Annotated in this window: 18 protein-coding genes; 12 read left to right on the top strand and 6 right to left on the bottom strand. The window is 57.9% G+C overall.

Features of this window, described 5'->3' with window-relative positions; genetic code table 11:
• The first annotated feature begins 150 nt into the window (after nt 1–150).
• Complete coding sequence (locus H7B67_RS02650; RefSeq protein WP_221468658.1) at nt 151–1,164, top strand: agmatine deiminase family protein; 1,014 nt, start codon at nt 151–153, stop codon at nt 1,162–1,164.
• Complete coding sequence (aguB, locus tag H7B67_RS02645) at nt 1,161–2,036, top strand: N-carbamoylputrescine amidase (RefSeq protein WP_185118250.1); 876 nt, start codon at nt 1,161–1,163, stop codon at nt 2,034–2,036. Before H7B67_RS02650 ends, aguB begins: the two co-directional genes overlap by 4 nt.
• 58 nt (nt 2,037–2,094) lie before the next feature.
• On the opposite strand, the gene H7B67_RS02640 is transcribed toward aguB, so the two are convergent.
• The 3 genes from H7B67_RS02640 to H7B67_RS02630 all read right to left on the bottom strand — a co-directional run bounded on the left by H7B67_RS02640 (nt 2,095) and on the right by H7B67_RS02630 (nt 4,982).
• Nucleotides 2,095–3,147, bottom strand: a complete 1,053-nt coding sequence (locus H7B67_RS02640) for an FAD-dependent oxidoreductase (RefSeq protein WP_185118249.1) — start codon at nt 3,145–3,147, stop codon at nt 2,095–2,097.
• 209 nt (nt 3,148–3,356) lie between these two features.
• Complete coding sequence (locus tag H7B67_RS02635) at nt 3,357–4,448, bottom strand: mechanosensitive ion channel family protein (RefSeq protein ID WP_185118248.1); 1,092 nt, start codon at nt 4,446–4,448, stop codon at nt 3,357–3,359.
• Between the two features lie 84 nt (nt 4,449–4,532).
• Nucleotides 4,533–4,982, bottom strand: a complete 450-nt coding sequence (locus H7B67_RS02630; protein WP_185118247.1) for a MarR family winged helix-turn-helix transcriptional regulator — start codon at nt 4,980–4,982, stop codon at nt 4,533–4,535.
• Between the two features lie 246 nt (nt 4,983–5,228).
• Between H7B67_RS02630 and H7B67_RS02625 the strand changes: the two genes are divergently transcribed.
• From H7B67_RS02625 to opp4C, 7 genes are all read left to right on the top strand, one after another.
• Entirely contained in the window at nt 5,229–6,107 is an 879-nt protein-coding gene (locus H7B67_RS02625; protein WP_185118246.1) for an alpha/beta fold hydrolase, read from the top strand.
• Entirely contained in the window at nt 6,104–6,898 is a 795-nt protein-coding gene (locus H7B67_RS02620) for a DUF1684 domain-containing protein (RefSeq protein ID WP_185118245.1), read from the top strand. Before H7B67_RS02625 ends, H7B67_RS02620 begins: the two co-directional genes overlap by 4 nt.
• A 245-nt stretch (nt 6,899–7,143) precedes the next feature.
• Nucleotides 7,144–8,781: an ABC transporter substrate-binding protein gene (locus H7B67_RS02615; RefSeq protein ID WP_185118244.1), complete on the top strand. Its 1,638-nt coding sequence runs from the start codon at nt 7,144–7,146 to the stop codon at nt 8,779–8,781.
• Between the two features lie 52 nt (nt 8,782–8,833).
• Nucleotides 8,834–9,835 carry an ABC transporter ATP-binding protein gene (locus tag H7B67_RS02610; protein WP_185118243.1) on the top strand — a complete coding sequence of 334 codons (1,002 nt, stop codon included), beginning with the start codon at nt 8,834–8,836 and terminating at the stop codon, nt 9,833–9,835.
• On the top strand, nt 9,832–10,824 hold the full coding sequence (locus H7B67_RS02605; RefSeq protein WP_185118242.1) for an ABC transporter ATP-binding protein: 993 nt from the start codon (nt 9,832–9,834) through the stop codon (nt 10,822–10,824). Before H7B67_RS02610 ends, H7B67_RS02605 begins: the two co-directional genes overlap by 4 nt.
• A 21-nt stretch (nt 10,825–10,845) precedes the next feature.
• Complete coding sequence (locus H7B67_RS02600) at nt 10,846–11,820, top strand: ABC transporter permease (protein WP_185118241.1); 975 nt, start codon at nt 10,846–10,848, stop codon at nt 11,818–11,820.
• Nucleotides 11,817–12,737: an oligopeptide ABC transporter permease gene (gene opp4C / locus H7B67_RS02595; RefSeq protein ID WP_185118240.1), complete on the top strand. Its 921-nt coding sequence runs from the start codon at nt 11,817–11,819 to the stop codon at nt 12,735–12,737. Before H7B67_RS02600 ends, opp4C begins: the two co-directional genes overlap by 4 nt.
• Nucleotides 12,738–12,817: 80 nt before the next feature.
• Here opp4C and H7B67_RS02590 read toward each other — a convergent pair whose 3' ends face one another.
• Complete coding sequence (locus H7B67_RS02590; protein WP_185118239.1) at nt 12,818–13,645, bottom strand: helix-turn-helix domain-containing protein; 828 nt, start codon at nt 13,643–13,645, stop codon at nt 12,818–12,820.
• 136 nt (nt 13,646–13,781) lie between these two features.
• On the opposite strand from H7B67_RS02590, the gene H7B67_RS02585 reads away from it, so the two are divergent.
• Nucleotides 13,782–14,234: an SRPBCC domain-containing protein gene (locus tag H7B67_RS02585; RefSeq protein WP_185118238.1), complete on the top strand. Its 453-nt coding sequence runs from the start codon at nt 13,782–13,784 to the stop codon at nt 14,232–14,234.
• A gap of 135 nt (nt 14,235–14,369) precedes the next feature.
• Here H7B67_RS02585 and H7B67_RS02580 read toward each other — a convergent pair whose 3' ends face one another.
• The gene (locus H7B67_RS02580) at nt 14,370–14,969 is read right to left on the bottom strand and encodes a TetR/AcrR family transcriptional regulator (protein WP_185118237.1); all 600 of its coding nucleotides are present in this window, start codon (nt 14,967–14,969) and stop codon (nt 14,370–14,372) included.
• A 125-nt stretch (nt 14,970–15,094) separates the two neighbouring features.
• Here H7B67_RS02580 and H7B67_RS02575 point away from each other — a divergent pair, with 125 nt between their 5' ends.
• Both H7B67_RS02575 and H7B67_RS02570 read left to right on the top strand, forming a co-directional pair.
• Entirely contained in the window at nt 15,095–15,595 is a 501-nt protein-coding gene (locus H7B67_RS02575; protein WP_342592549.1) for a hypothetical protein, read from the top strand.
• 87 nt (nt 15,596–15,682) lie between these two features.
• On the top strand, nt 15,683–16,444 hold the full coding sequence (locus H7B67_RS02570) for a MerR family transcriptional regulator (RefSeq protein WP_185118236.1): 762 nt from the start codon (nt 15,683–15,685) through the stop codon (nt 16,442–16,444).
• Nucleotides 16,445–16,492: 48 nt separating this feature from the next.
• On the opposite strand, the gene H7B67_RS02565 is transcribed toward H7B67_RS02570, so the two are convergent.
• Complete coding sequence (locus H7B67_RS02565) at nt 16,493–17,251, bottom strand: exodeoxyribonuclease III (protein ID WP_185118235.1); 759 nt, start codon at nt 17,249–17,251, stop codon at nt 16,493–16,495.
• Nucleotides 17,252–17,257 lie beyond the last annotated feature (6 nt).

The raw sequence follows: 17,257 nt of genomic DNA, 5'->3' as shown, positions 1-17,257 counted from the left end.
GGAGTAAGGGGCTGGTGATGTAGGCGATGCTGAGAATATTTCCAAGCCTCCTCCGTCATTGAGATCGTAAGGCATATCGTATATGATGTTCTGAGAAAATACGATAAAGAGAGCTGAATCGCTGTGAACCCACAAGAGCTTCAATTTACGATGCCTCCCGAATGGACGGAACACGAGCGCACGTTCATGTCCTGGCCGGTGAAGGATTCGATGGTATACCCCGAAGACCACGAGGAGGTCTGCGCCGGCTACGCCCAGATCGTGAAGGCGATCGCCGAGTTCGAGCCGGTATCCGTGCTCGTCAACGCCGCCGACGCGGAGCTGGCGCAGCGTTATCTGGACCAGTCCAATATCGAACTGGTCGTTATCCCGCACAGCGACGCTTGGCTGCGGGACAACGGCCCGACCTTCGTCGTCGGCAAGGACGGAGAGCTCGCGGGCGTGAACTGGAAGTTTAACGCCTGGGGCGGCAAGTACGCCCCTTGGGATCTGGACGATGCGGTCGCGCCGCAGATTCTGGATCGCGTCGGCGCCCGCCGCTTCGACGCTCCTCTCGTCATGGAGGGCGGTTCCCTGCATGTCGACGGGGAAGGCACCGTCATCACGACGGAAGAGTGCCTGCTGAACCCGAACCGCAACCCGGAGCTGAGCCGCGAGGAGGTCGAGGAGAACCTGAAGAAGTTCCTTAACGTCCGTAAGGTGATTTGGCTGAAGCGCGGGTTGGACGGCGACGAGACGGACGGCCATGTCGACAACATCGCATGCTTCGCGGCTCCCGGCAAGGTGATCATCCAAGTATGCGAAGATCCTTCCGACGAGAACTATGCGATTACGCAGGAGAACCTGCGGATCCTGGCGGAGGAGACGGACGCGAAGGGGCGCAAACTGGACATCGTCAAGATTCCCCAGCCTCCGAAGGCCATGTTCGAGGACAGCCGTCTGACGCTAAGCTATCTTAACTTCTACTTCGTGAACGGCGGCATCGTGCTGCCGGTATTCGGCGGTCCGGCGGCGGAAGCCGACCGCGAGGCGGAGCGGATCCTGCAGGCGACGTTCCCGAACCGCAAGATCCGGACGGTAGACGGAATGGCCATTATCAAAGAAGGCGGCAACGTGCATTGCACGACGCAGCAAATGCCGCGACAAGGAGGAGCAGCCAAGTGAGAAAAGTAACCGTAGCGGCCACGCAGATGGCTTGTTCCTGCAACATTGAGGAGAACATCGCCAAGGCGGACAAGCTCGTGCGCGAGGCAGCCGCCCAAGGCGCCCAGATCATCCTCATTCAGGAGCTGTTCGAGACGCCGTACTTCTGCCAGAAGGAGAAGTCGGACTATTACGTATACGCGACGGAGCTGGAGAACAACAAAGCGGTGAATCACTTCAAGAAGGTCGCCAAGGAGCTTCAAGTGGTGCTGCCGATCAGCTTCTACGAGAAAAAGAACTACGCCCGTTACAATTCCCTCGCGGTCATCGACGCGGACGGTTCCGTGCTTGGAACGTATCGCAAAAGCCATATTCCGGACGGACCGGGGTACGAGGAGAAGTTCTACTTCAATCCGGGAGATACGGGGTTCAAAGTGTGGAATACCCGCTATGCGAAAATCGGCGTCGGCGTCTGCTGGGACCAATGGTACCCGGAAGCGGCGCGCTGCATGGCGCTCATGGGAGCGGAGCTTCTGTTCTACCCGACGGCGATCGGCTCGGAGCCTCAGGACGGCTCGATCGATTCGAAGGATCACTGGCAGATGTGCATGCGCGGCCATGCCGCGAGCAACCTGATGCCGGTCATCGCCTCGAATCGCGTCGGGGAAGAATCGGACGACGATTCTTCGATCACCTTCTACGGCTCCTCCTTCATCGCCGGCCCGCAGGGCAACCTGGTGAAGGAAGCGGGGCGCGCGGAGGAGACGACGCTCGTGGCCGAATTCGACCTCGACCAGCTGGAGGTTCAACGCATCGAATGGGGGATTTTCCGCGATCGGCGTCCCGACCTGTATCGCGTCATTGCCTCCTACGACGGAAGCACGATGATCTAAACAAAGCAAAAGCCGAGTTCCCCCGTTCGGGAGAAACTCGGCTTTTATTTTATTGGGATCAGTGCTCGTCGTCCTCGTCCACCTTCACGCCGAGCGCCTTGTTGCGCTCTTTGAACTTGGAGTTATGCGAGGAGACGTAAGCGACCTTCTCGGCATCGGGCTCGATATAGAGCTTGGCGCTGTTGAGCGCAAGCACGGCATCGGTGAACGTTCCCGCGATCAGCCGCACCTTGCCGCCGTGATCGACGAAGTCGCCCGCCGCGAATACTCCCGGGATGTTCGTCTGCAGGCCCGGACCGACTTTGGCGTTCCATTCGGTCATGTCGAGCCCCCAGTCCCTCACGGGGCCGAAGTTGTAGCGCAAGCCATGGCTGACGACGACCGCGTCGACATCGATGCATTCGCTCTCTCCGCTCTCGATGTAAGAGATCGTCACCTGGTCGATATCGCAGCCGTTCTTGCTGTGCAGGGAATCGACGACGCAAGGGGTGAGAACTCTGGCCGAGGATTCCTTCATTTTGGCGACGTTCCGTTCATGCCCGCCGAACTTGTCGCGGCGATGGACGACCGTGAGGCTCTTCGCGATCGGCTCGAGCGCGTTCGCCCAGTCTACCGCGGAGTCGCCGCCTCCGGAGATCAGGACGCGCTTGCCGCGGAAGACCTCCAGCTCCTGCACGGTGTAGTGCAGGTTGGAGACTTCGAAGCGGTCGGCTCCTTCGATCTCCAGCTTCGCGTGCTCCAGGATGCCGTAGCCGATGGCCAGGACGACGGTTTTGGACCAATGGCGCTCCCCGTTAGCCGAAGTAAGCAGCAGCGTTCCGTCCGCCTGGCGCTCGAGCTTCACGATCTGCTGGCCGAGCACGATCGTCGGATCGAAGGTCATGGCCTGCTGCTTCAACTGCTCGATCAGCTTGCTGCCGAGAGTCGGGGTTAGGCCCCCCACGTCCCAGATCATCTTCTCCGGGTAAATGAGGATCCGGCCGCCCAGCTGGTCGTTGGCATCGATCAGCTTCGTCTTCAGATCCCTCATGCCGCTGTAGAATGCCGTATACATTCCGGCGGGGCCTCCGCCGATTATCGTCACGTCGTATAGCTCAAGCTGTTCGTTCACGTGTCGGTCCTTCTTTCCGTATAGGAATCGCCTTCGTTAAGGCAATATAGTTCGAAAGGTATACCTCTATTTTATTGATAATAATTATCATCGTCAATGAGGAAGGCGAATAATATTTGACAAAACGGCGAAGCGCCCTGCTTTGAAAGGGCGCTTCGCCGTTTTGCGCGGTTGACTTGCCGTACGGAGGGCCGGAAATTCGGTTGAAGCTACAGCCCGGCCTCGACCGGGAACCTCCGTTCCGAAGCCTCGGATTCGAGCAGAACGCGCTGGATCGGGTAGGCCAACTTGATCCCTTCGCTTGCAAGCACTTCGAGAATCATGAAGTTGATGTCCTGGCGGATTCTCGTGTGCTCGACCCACACCGTCGTATTCGTGAAGAAGTAAATAAAGATGCCGAGCGAGCCCTGCATGAATTCGTTAAACCGAACCATGACGAGATCGGGGTGGATCTCATCGTTCAGGCGAAGCTCCATCTCGATGCGGGAGACGGCTCTTTCGAGAGCGACCGGATCCGTATCCAGGGCGACTCCGAACGTATACGTCACGCGGCGCTTGCCCATTCGGCTCCAATTCGTGATCGGCTGGCTGGCGAGCGTGGCGTTCGGCACCGTCACGACGGAATCGGCGAACGTGCGGATTTTGGAGCTGCGGAACGTGATGTCCTCCACGAAGCCTTCGACGCTTGGAGTCAGAATCCAATCTCCCTTGGAGAAGGGCTTCTCCGTGATGATGACGATTCCGCCGATCACGTTGCTAAGGGTATCCTTGGCCGCCAAGGCGACGGCCAGGCTGCCAAGCCCCATGCCGGCGACGACTCCGTTCACGTTGAAGCCCCAGTCCGTCGCGATCGCCGCCAGCGCCAGCGCGCCGATAAGGAAGCGGATGACCTTGGAGAGGAAAGGAATGAGCATGCTCGATTCGTCCTTGCCAAGCCGCCGGTAGATCGATTGAAACACGGCGGAGGAAACCGCGGCGATATTGTACAATGCCCAGCTAGCGAAGAAGACGGCGAGGCTCCGGACGATTTTTTGCAGCAGCGGTTCGTGCGCCCAACCGGAAGGAACGTAGAATTCCAACGCCGCATAGATTCCGATCAGCAGAAACAGGGCATGGGAGGGCTTGCGGACGGAGTTCATCCACGAGGCCGAATCCTCCCCATGAGCCCAACGGCGCAGCAGCCTCGGCAACAGCAACCTGGTGAAGAACAGGCTGATTAGATAGAAAAGAAAAACGATGCCGAGCGCGATCAGCAGCTCTTTGCCCCGAATGCGGTCAATGAATGTTTCGAGCCAATCCATAAGCGATTCCTCCCTAAAGCCGATAATGGATGACGAATGCCGTTAGGGATGTACCGCTTACTTGGTCATTCGAATAGCTACTTGTCATGTCGATTTAAGTAATTTATTCTTTAAAATTCCGAGAGAGAGATAAAGCATATTCAGCTCTTCTTGCTCCATGTTCTCGAAGGATCTTGCGAGATCTTCGGCGTCTTCGGGAACGGTGAGAAGCTTCGCTCCCTCTTCGGTCAAATTAATGAAGTGGCTTCTGCGATCGTCAGGGTTTTCTATTCGATCGACTAGCCCCCTCTTTACCAATAAGTCGATAATATAGGTCATGGATGCGGCCTTGAGGGACAGATGATTAGCCAAGTGAATGGAGGAGCAATCCTTCTGGTGGTGAACGATGTTCAAGACCGAAAACTGGTTGAGCGATAAATCGTTTTTCCTTAGATGTTCGGCAAGCTTCCGTACGCGCTGGCTGGAGAAGTGCTTGGATATTTGATTGTACATCTGAACGATCATGTCGGGACTGACTTGGAATTCCGTGCTCAATGACGTCACCTGCTTTCAACGGATCAGAATCATTTTAATTCAAGCCTTCTAAGCTGTAAAATAAAAATCCTTTTAAAATACGCCTTTATCTCCTATTTTACTTAGAATTTACGAAATAAGGCACCTTTGTCTACTCTCGTTTTACATTCGTTTAGCGCCGTTCTCCGGGGTTGTTGACCCGAGATTGCCCGTATTGGATAATGGGAAGCATGGTTGTAATCGACATCGAGAAAGCGAAGTGTGGCAATGTTTGCGAAAATAAACGGAACTCGTCTTTATTTCGACATCGAAGGGTCGGGGTATGTGCCGGTGAAGGACCGGATGGTCCATCGGCCCGTTCTATTCGCCGTACACGGCGGGCCGGGCAGCGACCATTCCGATTTCAAGCCGTGGCTTACCCCTCTTACGGAACACGTTCAGATCGTCTACGTCGACCAGAGGTGCAACGGGCAATCCGAACGCGTCGATCCCGCGACGTGCACGCTGGAGCAGCTTGCCGACGACCTTGAGGAGCTTCGCCGTTATTTGGGCTTCGGGAGGATCAGCGTGCTGGGACATTCCTTCGGCGGAATGGTCGCCCAGGTATACGCCACGAGGCATCCAGAATCGCTGGATAAGCTCCTGCTCGTCAATACGGCTCCTAGCAAGGATTTCTACCCGGCGGCTTTGGAGTATGCAAGCCGGGCGGCGACGGCGGAGCAGCTGGCCGTCATCCCCGAGCTGTTCGAAGGAAGAATAGAGGACGACGCTCATCTGGTCAGATGGTGGGATATTTGCTACCCTCTCTATTTCCACGTTCAGGATGAGGTCGTGATGCAGGAGACGGGCAACCGCCCGATCGGATCCCTGGAGGTTGCGAATCATACCTTTAAGCACTTTATTCCGAATTACGACGTACGAGACAAGCTGCCGCGTCTCCGCGTGCCGACTCTTATCGTGGGAGCGAGATACGATTGGATCACCCCGATCTCCCAATCCGAGGAGATGCACAGGCTGATTCCGGGCTCCAAGCTCGTTGTATTCGAGCAGAGCGGGCATATGCCGTTTATCGAAGAGCATGCTTCCTTCCTTAATAAAGTAACCGACTTCCTGAAGAGCGATTCGACGGGAGAATCGGGTCTATGACGACGCTGCGGGAATGGAGAGCTTACCGGGAGCAATCGGCGGCAGGTCCCCAAGGGGATCTGTCGATGATTGCTCTTTATTCCGTCGACCGTCCGGGAACGTTGGAAGGCCTTCCGGGCGTCTGGGCGCCGCTCGCTCCGGGCCTTCCGGGGCTGACGCTGTCCGCGGAGGCGAAGGACGGCATAACGGCCGATGGCGTTATCGTGGACGGAACCGTGACGCTGTCGGTCGACAAGATGCTCGTGAAGCTGTCGGACAGGCTTACCGCCATGGCGACCGAGCAGCCGGGCTCGGATCATCTGCTGGAAGTATGGGATTCCGCGGCGGAAAATCTAGAGGGCTATGAAGGGATTTCCTTCTATCCGGAGGATCCCCGCTGGGCGATTCGCGGCGAGTTCGTCTCGGGCGGGGAAGGATGCACGGTCGGCTTCGCCCACCAATCCGACCGGGAGGGAGCGACCCGGAAGCATCGTTCCCCCGGAGACATTCGGATCGAAGTGGACGGGGAGCCTTACGTGCTTACGCCGTTCTTGTCGGGAGATTCGCTGATCGTCGTGTTCGGCGACCGGACGAACGGGAACGAAACGTATGAGATGGGTCGAATGGCGATCGTGACGATGGAGGAAGGGGGCGTCGCCGTCCTCGACTTCAACCGGGCGTTCCTGCCTCCTTGCGCCTTCTCGTATGCGTTCAATTGCCCGATGCCTCCCCGCAACAACCGTTTGCCCTTCGCGGTAGAAGCGGGCGAGAAGCAGGTTTTGCGAAAGGGAATCCAATATTTTCCTAAGTAACAACTGTAAATACGATAAAGAACTAGTTTATAAATAGGATTTTGTAATGAATTTTTATAAGTTTTCTTAGCCATGCATTTCGGGACAAGTAACGAATAGAGAGCCGAAATCCCAGTCGTGGCGCGGTTCCTTTCATTCCGTCGGGAAAATTAGGAAGAGAGAAATTGTATTGACTTTTTAGACAAACGTCTTACTATTATTAAAGCATAGTAAGATCATGGGGATTAATAAAAGGGAGTGCACAAATGAGAGCTAGAGGGTCTAAGAAGGTTTCGCTCGCCATCCTGATCATTGCGGTATTGACGATTCTATCCGCGTGCAGCGGCAATAATAATGCGAGTACGAACGCGGAAGGCTCTGCGAGCCAACCGGCCGCAGGCGGCAAGAAGACGGTAAACATCGGCGTTACCTACGCGCCGAGCGGCATTAACCCTCTCGCTCCCGTCGGCTTGGTGTCGACCTACGTGGCGGGACTGATGTACCCTCCGCTCATGGAGATCGACTCCGATCTGACGTACAAGCCGATGCTGGCGGATTCGATCGAGACGACGGACAACGCGACGTTCACCGTTAAGCTGAACGAGAACGCGAAGTGGACCGACGGTACTCCGGTAACGGCCGACGACGTAATTTATACGCTTAAATTGATGAGCAACCCGGCGATCGCGTCGAACTTCGCTTACATCTTCGCCAGCCTGGAAGGCCTCGACGATGCGGGCTATCTGCCAGAGGGTCAGTCCGAAATCTCCGGCGTCGCCAAGGTAGACGACCACACGCTGACGATGAAAACGAAGGCTCCCACGACTCTGGACATTTTCAAAGACACGATAGGACGCAACCTGATGACGCTGCCGCAAGCCGCGCTGAAGGATATCGCTCCGGAAGACCTTAACAAGAGCGACTTCATGCAGAAGCCGACCGTAACGAGCGGTCCGTACAAGCTCGTGGACATCGACCGCGACCATTACGTGACGATGGAGGCGAACAAGGATTACTTCCGCGGCGCTCCCAAGATCGAACAGCTGAACTTCAAGGTCTTGCAAGGCACGGCCATCGCGGCTCAACTGCAGAGCGGCGAGATCGACATGAACATTCCTTCGGCGGGCGTCATTCCGATCGAAGATTACGAGAAGGTTCAAGGGCTTGGCAACGTAACGACGACGGAAGGCACTCCGCTGGCTACTCAATACATGTACATCAACGAGAAGGTCGTTCCGGACGCGAAGCAGAGACAAGCGATCTCTTACGCGATGAACCGCGAGCTGATCGTCGAGAAGCTGCTTAAGGGCGCCGGCGAAGCCGTGGACGGCTACTTCAACAGCACGAGCCCGTACCTGAGCGAGAATATCAAGCCGGTCGGCTACGATCCGGAGAAGGCGAAGAGCCTGCTGCAAGAGTCCGGCTGGGATTCCGGCAAGCAGCTGACGATGTCCGTCCTGTCCGGCGACGCTACGCTGGAGCAAGCGGCCCAAATCATCGCCGAGAACCTGAATGCCGTCGGCGTCAAAGTAAACATCCAAATGCTCGATCTGGGAACTCTGCTCGACAAGCTCGTGAGGATGGAATACGATCTGGGCATTCTGACGGTATCCTTGACTCCGATCAATCCGCTGCCGGATATCGCTTATTTCCTGAACGAAGGCAATCCGAACGGCTATAAGAACGCGGAAGCCGAGAAGCTGATCGCGTCGATCGGCGCCGAAGTGGACGAAGCGAAGATCAAGGAATCGTACGGCAAGCTGCAAGAGATTATCGCGCAGGACGTTCCGATGCCGTCGATTTACGCGACGAAGGCGCTTGGCGCGGTCAACAACCGCGTGACGGGAGCGACGCCGAAGGACTTCGGAATGTTCATCAACGTCTACGAATGGGATATTAAGTAAGAAAGGAAGGGGGCGCCGCCCCCCTTCTTTGCAGGAAATGGAGGCGATCGCGATGGATAGCTTATTGGCCGTTACCGATCTCCGAACGTCGTTCGATACGGATCAGGGGCAGGTTGTGAGCGTCGATCGCGTCAGCTTCGATCTCAAGGCCGGCGAGACTCTGGCGATCGTAGGGGAATCCGGCTCCGGAAAGAGTGTCACGGCGTTGTCCATCATGCGGCTGCTCGGGAAGGGCAGCCGCATTCAGGATGGCGAGATTCGGCTTGAAGGCGAAAATATACTCGAGCTGGACGAGAAGAAGATGAGGGATGTTCGCGGGAATCGGATATCGATGATTTTCCAGGAGCCGATGACCTCGCTTAACCCCGTTTTTACGATCGGCAATCAGCTGATGGAGGCGATCCGTCTTCATCTGAACCGGGACAAGAGGCAGGCAAAGGCCCATGCCGTCGAGATGCTGAGGAAGGTCGGGCTGCCGAGACCTGAGCAGATCATGGACGAGTATCCGTTCGCGCTCTCCGGCGGGATGAGGCAGCGGGTCATGATCGCGATGGCGCTGGCGTGCCGCCCGAGCGTATTGATCGCGGACGAGCCGACGACCGCATTGGATGTCACCGTGCAAGCCCAGATAATGCGGATCATGAAAGAGCTGTGCGCGGAAGCGGGCACGGCGATCGTTCTGATCACGCACGATCTGGGCGTCGTGGCGGAGATGGCCGATCGCGTCTTGGTCATGTATGCCGGCCAGGTCGTCGAAGAGGCCGACGTGTTCACCCTGTTCGACCATCCGAGGCACCCCTACACGCAAGGGCTGCTGCGCTCCGTGCCCCATCTGGATTTGGACGACGAGGACGATCTGCAGTCCATTCCGGGGGCGGTTCCGGCGCGCTATCATTCGATGCAAGGCTGCCGGTTCCATAACCGTTGCCCCTTCGCGACGGACAAGTGCGCGGCGGAGCTTCCTCCTCTCTTCGAGACGCAGGAAGGGCATAAGTCGCGCTGCTGGGAGATCGAAGCGGCAACGGCTCGCTGGGAGGAGGCGAAAGCGTTATGAACGAAGGATGGAAGGAACCTCCCCAATCGCCTTTGCTCGTTCTGGAGAATCTGAAGAAGCATTATCCGATCAAGCGCGGCTTGCTGAACCGTACATCCGATTACGTTAAAGCCGTCGACGGGGTCGATCTGAACATTATGCCCGGGGAAACCTTGGGCCTCGTCGGGGAGTCGGGCTGCGGCAAATCGACGATCGGCCGATCGATCGTAGGGCTCGAACGCCCGACGGACGGACGAATTAGGTTCCAAGGAGCCGACATCTCCAAGCTGTCCGGCCGGGAGATGATCCGGCTAAGGTCGCAAGTGCAAATCGTCTTCCAAGACCCGTATTCTTCGCTGAACCCTCGCAAGACGGTAGGCAGCTTGATCGCGGAGGCGGTTAGGGTGCACCGGGTCGTGCAGCCGGGCGAAGTAGACGCCGAGGTCGATCGGCTGCTGGACCTCGTCGGGCTTCCGAAGAACAGCAAGTCGAGATATCCCCACGAGTTCTCCGGGGGTCAGCGGCAGCGGGTCGGAATCGCCCGGGCGCTTGCGCTGAAGCCGAAGCTGATCGTCTGCGACGAGCCGGTATCCGCGCTCGACGTCTCGATTCAGGCGCAGGTTCTGAACCTGCTCAAGCAGCTGCAGAAGGAATTGAACCTGACGTATTTGTTCATCGCCCATGGTCTGGGCGCCGTCCGGTACATCAGCGACCGGATCGCGGTCATGTATCTGGGCAAGGTCGTCGAAGTAGGGCCGACGAAGGAGATCTTCCGCAACCCGAAGCATCCCTACACGAGAGCGCTTCTGGATTCCTACCCGATCGCAAACCCGCATCTCCGCGATCGGGAGAGGATCGTGCTGGAGGGCGATGTCCCGAGTCCGGTCAATCCGCCGAGCGGATGCCGGTTTCATACGCGCTGCCCGATGGCCCAGGCGCAGTGCCGCCAAGAGGAGCCGAGGCTGGCGGGCGAGGGTTCGCATTCTGCCGCTTGCTTGTTCTCCCATTGATGAAGATCCGAGGTGCTTGAGTTGTATAATTACGTAATGCGCCGCATCCTGATCGCCATTCCGGTGCTGTTCGGGGTGACGGTCATCAACTTCATCATCATGAAGATGGCGCCGGGCAATCCCGTCGACATGCTGGTGAACCCGAAGCTTCCGGCCGCCGCGGCGGAAGCGAAGCGGATCGAGCTCGGCCTCGACGCCCCCGCTTACGAGCAATACTGGAACTGGCTCCGAAATCTGGTGCTTCACGGGGATCTCGGATACTCCATGATTACTTACGAGCCCGTGACCCGGATGATCGGAGAGAAGCTGGGTCCGACGCTGCTCTTGATGGGAATTTCGCTTGCGCTGGGCTTGGCGATCGCTGTTCCGCTCGGGGTGATCAGCGCGGTCCGGCAGTATTCGAAGCTGGACTACGCCGTCGTCACGCTGTCGTTCCTCGGCATCTCGGTTCCGAACTTTTTCCTGGGGCTAGGACTCGTTTATATTTTTGCGCTTAAGCTGGATTGGCTTCCGACAAGCGGCATGACCGAGCTCGGAAGCGGCGGCGGCTTCGCGGACGTGCTGACTCACCTGATTCTGCCTTGCGTCGTCCTTACCGCGAACGTGACGGGACGGACCATCCGCTACGTCCGCTCCAGCATGCTGGAGATCGCCGGGCAGGATTATTTGCGCACCGCCCGCGCCAAGGGCTTAAGGGAAGCTCTGGTGGTCAATAAGCACGCGATGCGGAACGCCCTTATTCCTATCGTAACGATTCTCGGCATGGAGATCCCGATCCTGTTCGGGGGTGCCGTCGTCATCGAACAGATTTTCTCCTGGCCGGGGATCGGCCAGCTGACCTTGTCCTCGATCATGAGCCGGGATTATTCCACGATCATGGGGCTGAACCTGGTGGCGGCGGTCGTCGTTATCTTCGCGAATCTGCTCACGGACATCGTTTACGCCCTAGCCGATCCGCGCATCAAACATAGTTACCGGGGAGCGGCAAGGTCATGAATTTATTCAGAAGGTATATCGGCGTCAAGCGGCAGCCCGACATCGATCCGATCGGGCTCGACTTCAAGGGAGAGGGCGAGCCCAAGGGAGCGTTCTGGCGCCGTTTCCGGAAGCACAAGCTGGCGGTCGCGGGATTGTTCGTCATCGGCCTTATGGCGATCTGCGCCGTTCTGGCTCCGTGGATCGCTCCGTATTCTCCGAATGCCTTAACCGATTCGTTCGGCGAAGGGCCTAGCTGGAACCACTGGCTGGGCACCGATCAAGTGGGCCGGGACGTGCTCAGCCGCATCATCTATGCGGCTAGGGTTTCGCTCTCCGTCGGGATCGCGTCCGTCCTCATCTCGGCGGCGATCGGCACCTTGCTCGGTCTGGTCTCTGGCTACTTCGGCGGTTGGATCGACGGTCTCATCATGCGGATTACCGACATGTTCATGTCTTTCCCTTACATTATGCTCATCCTTGTCGTCTCCAGCATCATCGGCCCGGGACTTGCGAACATCATCCTGATCCTCGGCTTCCTGGGGTGGCCGGGCGTCGCGCGCCTCGTACGGGGCAGCGTCCTGGCCATCAAGCAAACGGAGTATATCAAAGCCAGCGTGGCTCTAGGCTATAAGACTCCTAGAATCCTGTTCAACCACATTCTCCCGAACGCGATGGCGCCTCTGCTCATCTACGCGACCTCGGGAGTGGCAGGGGCGATTCTGGACGAAGCCGCGCTCAGCTTCCTGGGGCTCGGCGTTCAACCGCCGACGCCAAGCTGGGGCAACATGCTCGCGAGCGCTCAATCCCTGACCGTGCTGACCGACAAACCGTGGCTGTGGGTCGCGCCGGGAGTCATGATTATCCTGAGCGTGCTGTCAATCAACTTTATCGGCGATGCCCTTCGCGATGCGATGGATCCGAAGAACCGAAAGTAGAACGGCGATAAAAGAAGAGGCCATTCCTTCATCCTCGAGAGGATGCGGGAATGGCCTCTTGCGCTTGCTTGGAGGGGGGATCACCGGCTTTGCCGTTCGGCCTTCTTCGCGTATTCTTCCGGCGACATCCCTAGCAGCGCTTTGAAGTCTTTGATAAAGTGCGCTTGGTCATAATATCCGAGACTTTGGGAGAGCTCGGCCCAATTCATGGCGCCGCCCTTCTCCAGCCGTTCCGCCGCCTCCTGCAGCCGGAACCGCTTCAGCACCCACTTCGGACTTACGCCGACGTAGCGGCTGAAGAGGCGCTGGAGGGATCGGACGCTCAGCCCGTAACGGTCGGCCACGTCCTCCACCCGCAGGGCGTTCCGGTCGTCGATCACCGATTGGACGATTCGGTTCGCGAGCTCCGCCTGCTCGTCCTTTTCCGGCAGCCGGTCGAGAAGGAAGCGCTCGATACGCCTAGCCCGCGTCTCGTCGTCCGGAAGCTCCCAGAAGCCCTCTTCGAGCGCCGCGGCTTCCGCCCCCAAAGCTTCCGCGCAGTCCATCCGGTTCCCGGTCAGCTTCGCGAGCTCCTGCCTCCAATACGGATAGAAGCCTCCGGGACGGAACTTCACGCCGACGCTCTCTCCGAACCCCTTCAGATGCCTCGTATAGGAGGGGTGGGGAACGCCGTACACCCACGAATTCGTGCCCGTCCAGTCGTTCTCGAACACCCATTGGACGCTTGGGTAGGAGAGAATATTCTGATGGAAGTCGGGCTTGTCCCTGAGATCCCAGCGAACGAGCCAATAATGCTCGACTAGCGAAGCCAAAGCGGGATCGGGCTCGTATCGGGCCAGCGTAAAGTTGCGGAAGCCTTCGTCGGCTTGGACGATGCCTCTCGTCGTCCGGAGCTTCGCTTCTCTCATTCGGGCATTCCTCCTCGAACGGAATGTTGTCGCGAATTTACAATACAATCCTGCATGATCATCCTATAGTAGAGATTACCAGCGCGCCGCTGGACAAGCAAACAAACTCTTATAGCCAGAATGGAGGAAGATAGCGATGGAAGATCTCAAATACACGATCTATGTCAATGCCGAGCCGGAGGAAGCATGGAAAGCCTTCGTCACGCCGGAAGGAGTCCGCGCGCTCTTCTTCGGCTCCGTGCTGAACTCCACCTTCGAGATCGGTGCTCCTTACGAATACGTAGGTCCGGGCAACGACGGGGAGAACACGGTGCACGTCTACGGCACGGTGCTCGAATTCGAGCCGGGCCGCCGGATGAGCTACACGGAGCATCCCGGCCCCTCCTATCGGGAGAACCACGCCGAGCTCGAGACGAGGGTAACGTTGACTCTGGAGAAGGTCGGGAACGCGACGAAGCTTACGCTCGTCAACGATCGCTGGCCGGACGGCCATCCTTCCTACGAGAGCACCAAAGAGAGCTGGCCGATGATCCTAAGCAACGCCAAGTCTTGGATCGAGACGGGCAAGACGATGGATTTCGGCTGGTAAACGATTAACGAAGCGTATCCTTCACCGGCTAAAGCAAACGCAATCGCGCATTCGAACGAGCTCAACGCCAACAAGGGTTGCCCTGCCGCCTTCCTGAACGGACGGCGGCAGGGCAACCCTTGCTCTATGTTTGCGCTACGTAGCCGCAACGAGCAAGCTCTTCAAGTGGTAGGAGATCGTCTCCATCAGTTCCTTCCGGTCGAGCCGTTCCGAGAACGTGGTATGGTGAACGACGAGCCCGTCGAGAAGAGCGTGAAGCCTTCTCGCCTCTAGGACGACGTCGATGCCGTCCCGGGCCAGCTTCCGGTCGACGAGTACCTCGATCAACCTCCGTATGGCGCGCGCTAATTCTTCGTGAACCTCCAGGCTTAGTTCCCGAACGGATGGATCGGAGACGGCCTTGCCCGCGAAAGCGAGCCACACCTCCGATTCCGCGAGGCGCTCTTCGTCGAGAGGAGCCATCTCCGCCAAGATAAGCTCGATATCCGACAGCGCATCTCCGCTAAGCGGGAGGGATTGGATCCGCAGCCGCACGCGCTTCGAAATCAACCGCATGGCATAAGAGAGCAGCTCGTCCTGCGAATCGAAGTAATGGCGCAGCGAGCCGAGGGAGATTCCCATCTCGTCCGCGATCCGGCGCACGGAGACGCCGTCCAGGCCCTCGCGGCGGATGACCTTCCAGGCGGCTTCGGCTATTTGTTCTTTTCTTTTCTCGTGATCGACGATTTTAGGCATGTCTTTATTATAGCACGCTTGTATTTTAATACAACTGTGTTATAATAACCAAAACCAATAATTTGGAAGCAAGGGGGAATCTAAAGATAATCGCGTTTATCATTGGCTGCGAAATCGCATTCTGGGTGTTTATCGTCGTCGGCTTGGTGTTCCGTTACATGCTGCGCATGCCCAAGCCCGGCGCCGCCCTTCTCCTATGCACTCCTCTCATCGATCTTGCCTTGCTCGTCGCGACCGTTATTCATTTGAACGGAGGAGCGGAGGCCGACTTCACGCATGGGCTTGCCGCGATCTACATCGGCGCTTCGATCGCGTTCGGCCATTCGATGATCCGCTGGGCGGACGAGAGGTTCGCGCATCGCTTCGCGGGAGGGCCGCCGCCGCGGAAGAAGGCCAAGCACGGGACCGAGCATGCCCGCTCGGAGCGGCAAGCTTGGCTGAAGCATCTGCTGGCATGGGCGATCGGCTGCGCCTGCCTTCTCGGGATGATTCTCATGGTCGGAGATGCCGATCGTACGGAAGCCCTTCTTCAGGTCGTCCGGATTTGGTCGATCATCCTCGGCATCGACTTCCTGATCAGCTTCAGCTATACGCTTTGGCCGCGCAAGAGCAAGGAGACAGTCTGAACGGGCTGTCTTTTTTTTCGCATAGATTCGGGTGTTGACATTGACGTTGCGTAAAGGTGTATCGTTACCTTGTCGGGAGGCGATCGAATGGAATATACGATACAGAAGCTCGCGCGGATGGCGGGGGTAAGCACGAGGACCCTGCGATATTACGACGAGATCGGCCTGCTTGCGCCGGCGAGGCTGAATTCGTCGGGGTATCGCATCTATGGCCGGCGCGAGCTGGAGCGCCTGCAGCATGTCCTGTTCTATCGCGAGCTTGGGGTCGACCTGGATACGATCGGTCGGATCGTGAATTCAGCCAGCTTCGATGGCACGAAGGCGCTGTACGAGCACCGGGAGAAGCTTCTCGACAAACGACGCCAGCTTGACTCTCTCCTCGAGAACGTGGAGAGGACGATCGCGCTGGCCGAAGGGAGAGGGACGATGAGCGATCAGGAGAGATTCGAAGGCTTTAAGCGGCAGATGATCGAAGATAACGAGAAGAGATACGGCGAGGAAATCCGCCGGAAGTACGGCGAGAAGACCGTGGAGGAATCCAATCGGAAGCTGATGAGCATGACGAAGGAGCAGCACGACGAGGCAACCCGGCTGGCGGAAGAAATTCATGAGGCTCTGGCGGAGGCTTACGCGACGGGCGATCCGGCGGGGGCCGAAGCTCAGCGGGCGGCCGAGCTTCATAAGCGCTGGCTGACGTTCTATTGGAACGAGTACAGCAAGGAAGCGCACGCCGGACTCGCCCAGATGTACGTGGACGACGAACGCTTCCGGGCCTATTACGACAAGGAACGGCCGGGAACCGCGGAGTTTCTTCGGGATGCCATTCATATTTTCACGGGGCAGAAATAAAGAGAAGGCCGGGAACGCTCCTGCGGGGAGGCTCTCGGCCTTCTTGCGTTATTCGTCGGCAATCTCGAGATAGATCGGGCAGTGGTCGCTGCCCAGAACGTGGGCGTCGATGCCGGCATCGACGATCGAAGGGGCAAGCCGCGAGGAGGCGATGAAGTAGTCGATGCGCCACCCGACATTCCGCTCTCTAACTTTCGGCATGTTGGACCACCACGTGTACGCGTCCTCCCGGTCGGGGTACAGGTGGCGGAACGTGTCGGTGAATCCGGCCGCGAGCAGCGTCGTCATTTTCCCCCGTTCCTCGTCCGTGAACCCGGAATTGCCGCGGTTGCCGCGCCAGTTCTTCAGGTCGATCTCCCGGTGGGCGACGTTGAGGTCTCCGCAGGCGATCACCGGCTTAACCTCGTCCAGCTTCCGAAGGTATGCGAGGAACCTGTCCTCCCACTCCATCCGGTAATCCAGCCTCGACAGGTCTCTCTTCGCGTTCGGCGTGTACACGGTAACGATGTAATGGTTCTCGAATTCAAGGGTGATGATGCGGCCTTCGGGCTCTTCGTCCTCCTCCATGCCGTAACGGACGGAGAGCGGCTTGCGCTTGGTGAAAACGGCCGTTCCCGAGTACCCCTTCTTCTGGGCGTAATTCCAATACTGCGAGTATTCCTCTCCCAGCTCGAGCTGGATCTGGCCGTCTTGCAGCTTGGTCTCCTGAAGGCAGAAGACGTCCGCGTCGGCTTCCTTGAAATAATCGAGAAACCCCTTGTTCACGCAAGCGCGCAGTCCGTTAACGTTCCAAGATATTAATCTCATGAATTC

The sequence above is a fragment of the Cohnella thailandensis genome (assembly GCF_014212135.1).
GTDB classification, from domain to species: Bacteria; Bacillota; Bacilli; order Paenibacillales; family Paenibacillaceae; genus Cohnella; species Cohnella thailandensis.
The sequence above is the reverse complement of the archived record's forward strand: the minus strand, read 5'-3'. Positions and strand labels throughout refer to the sequence as shown.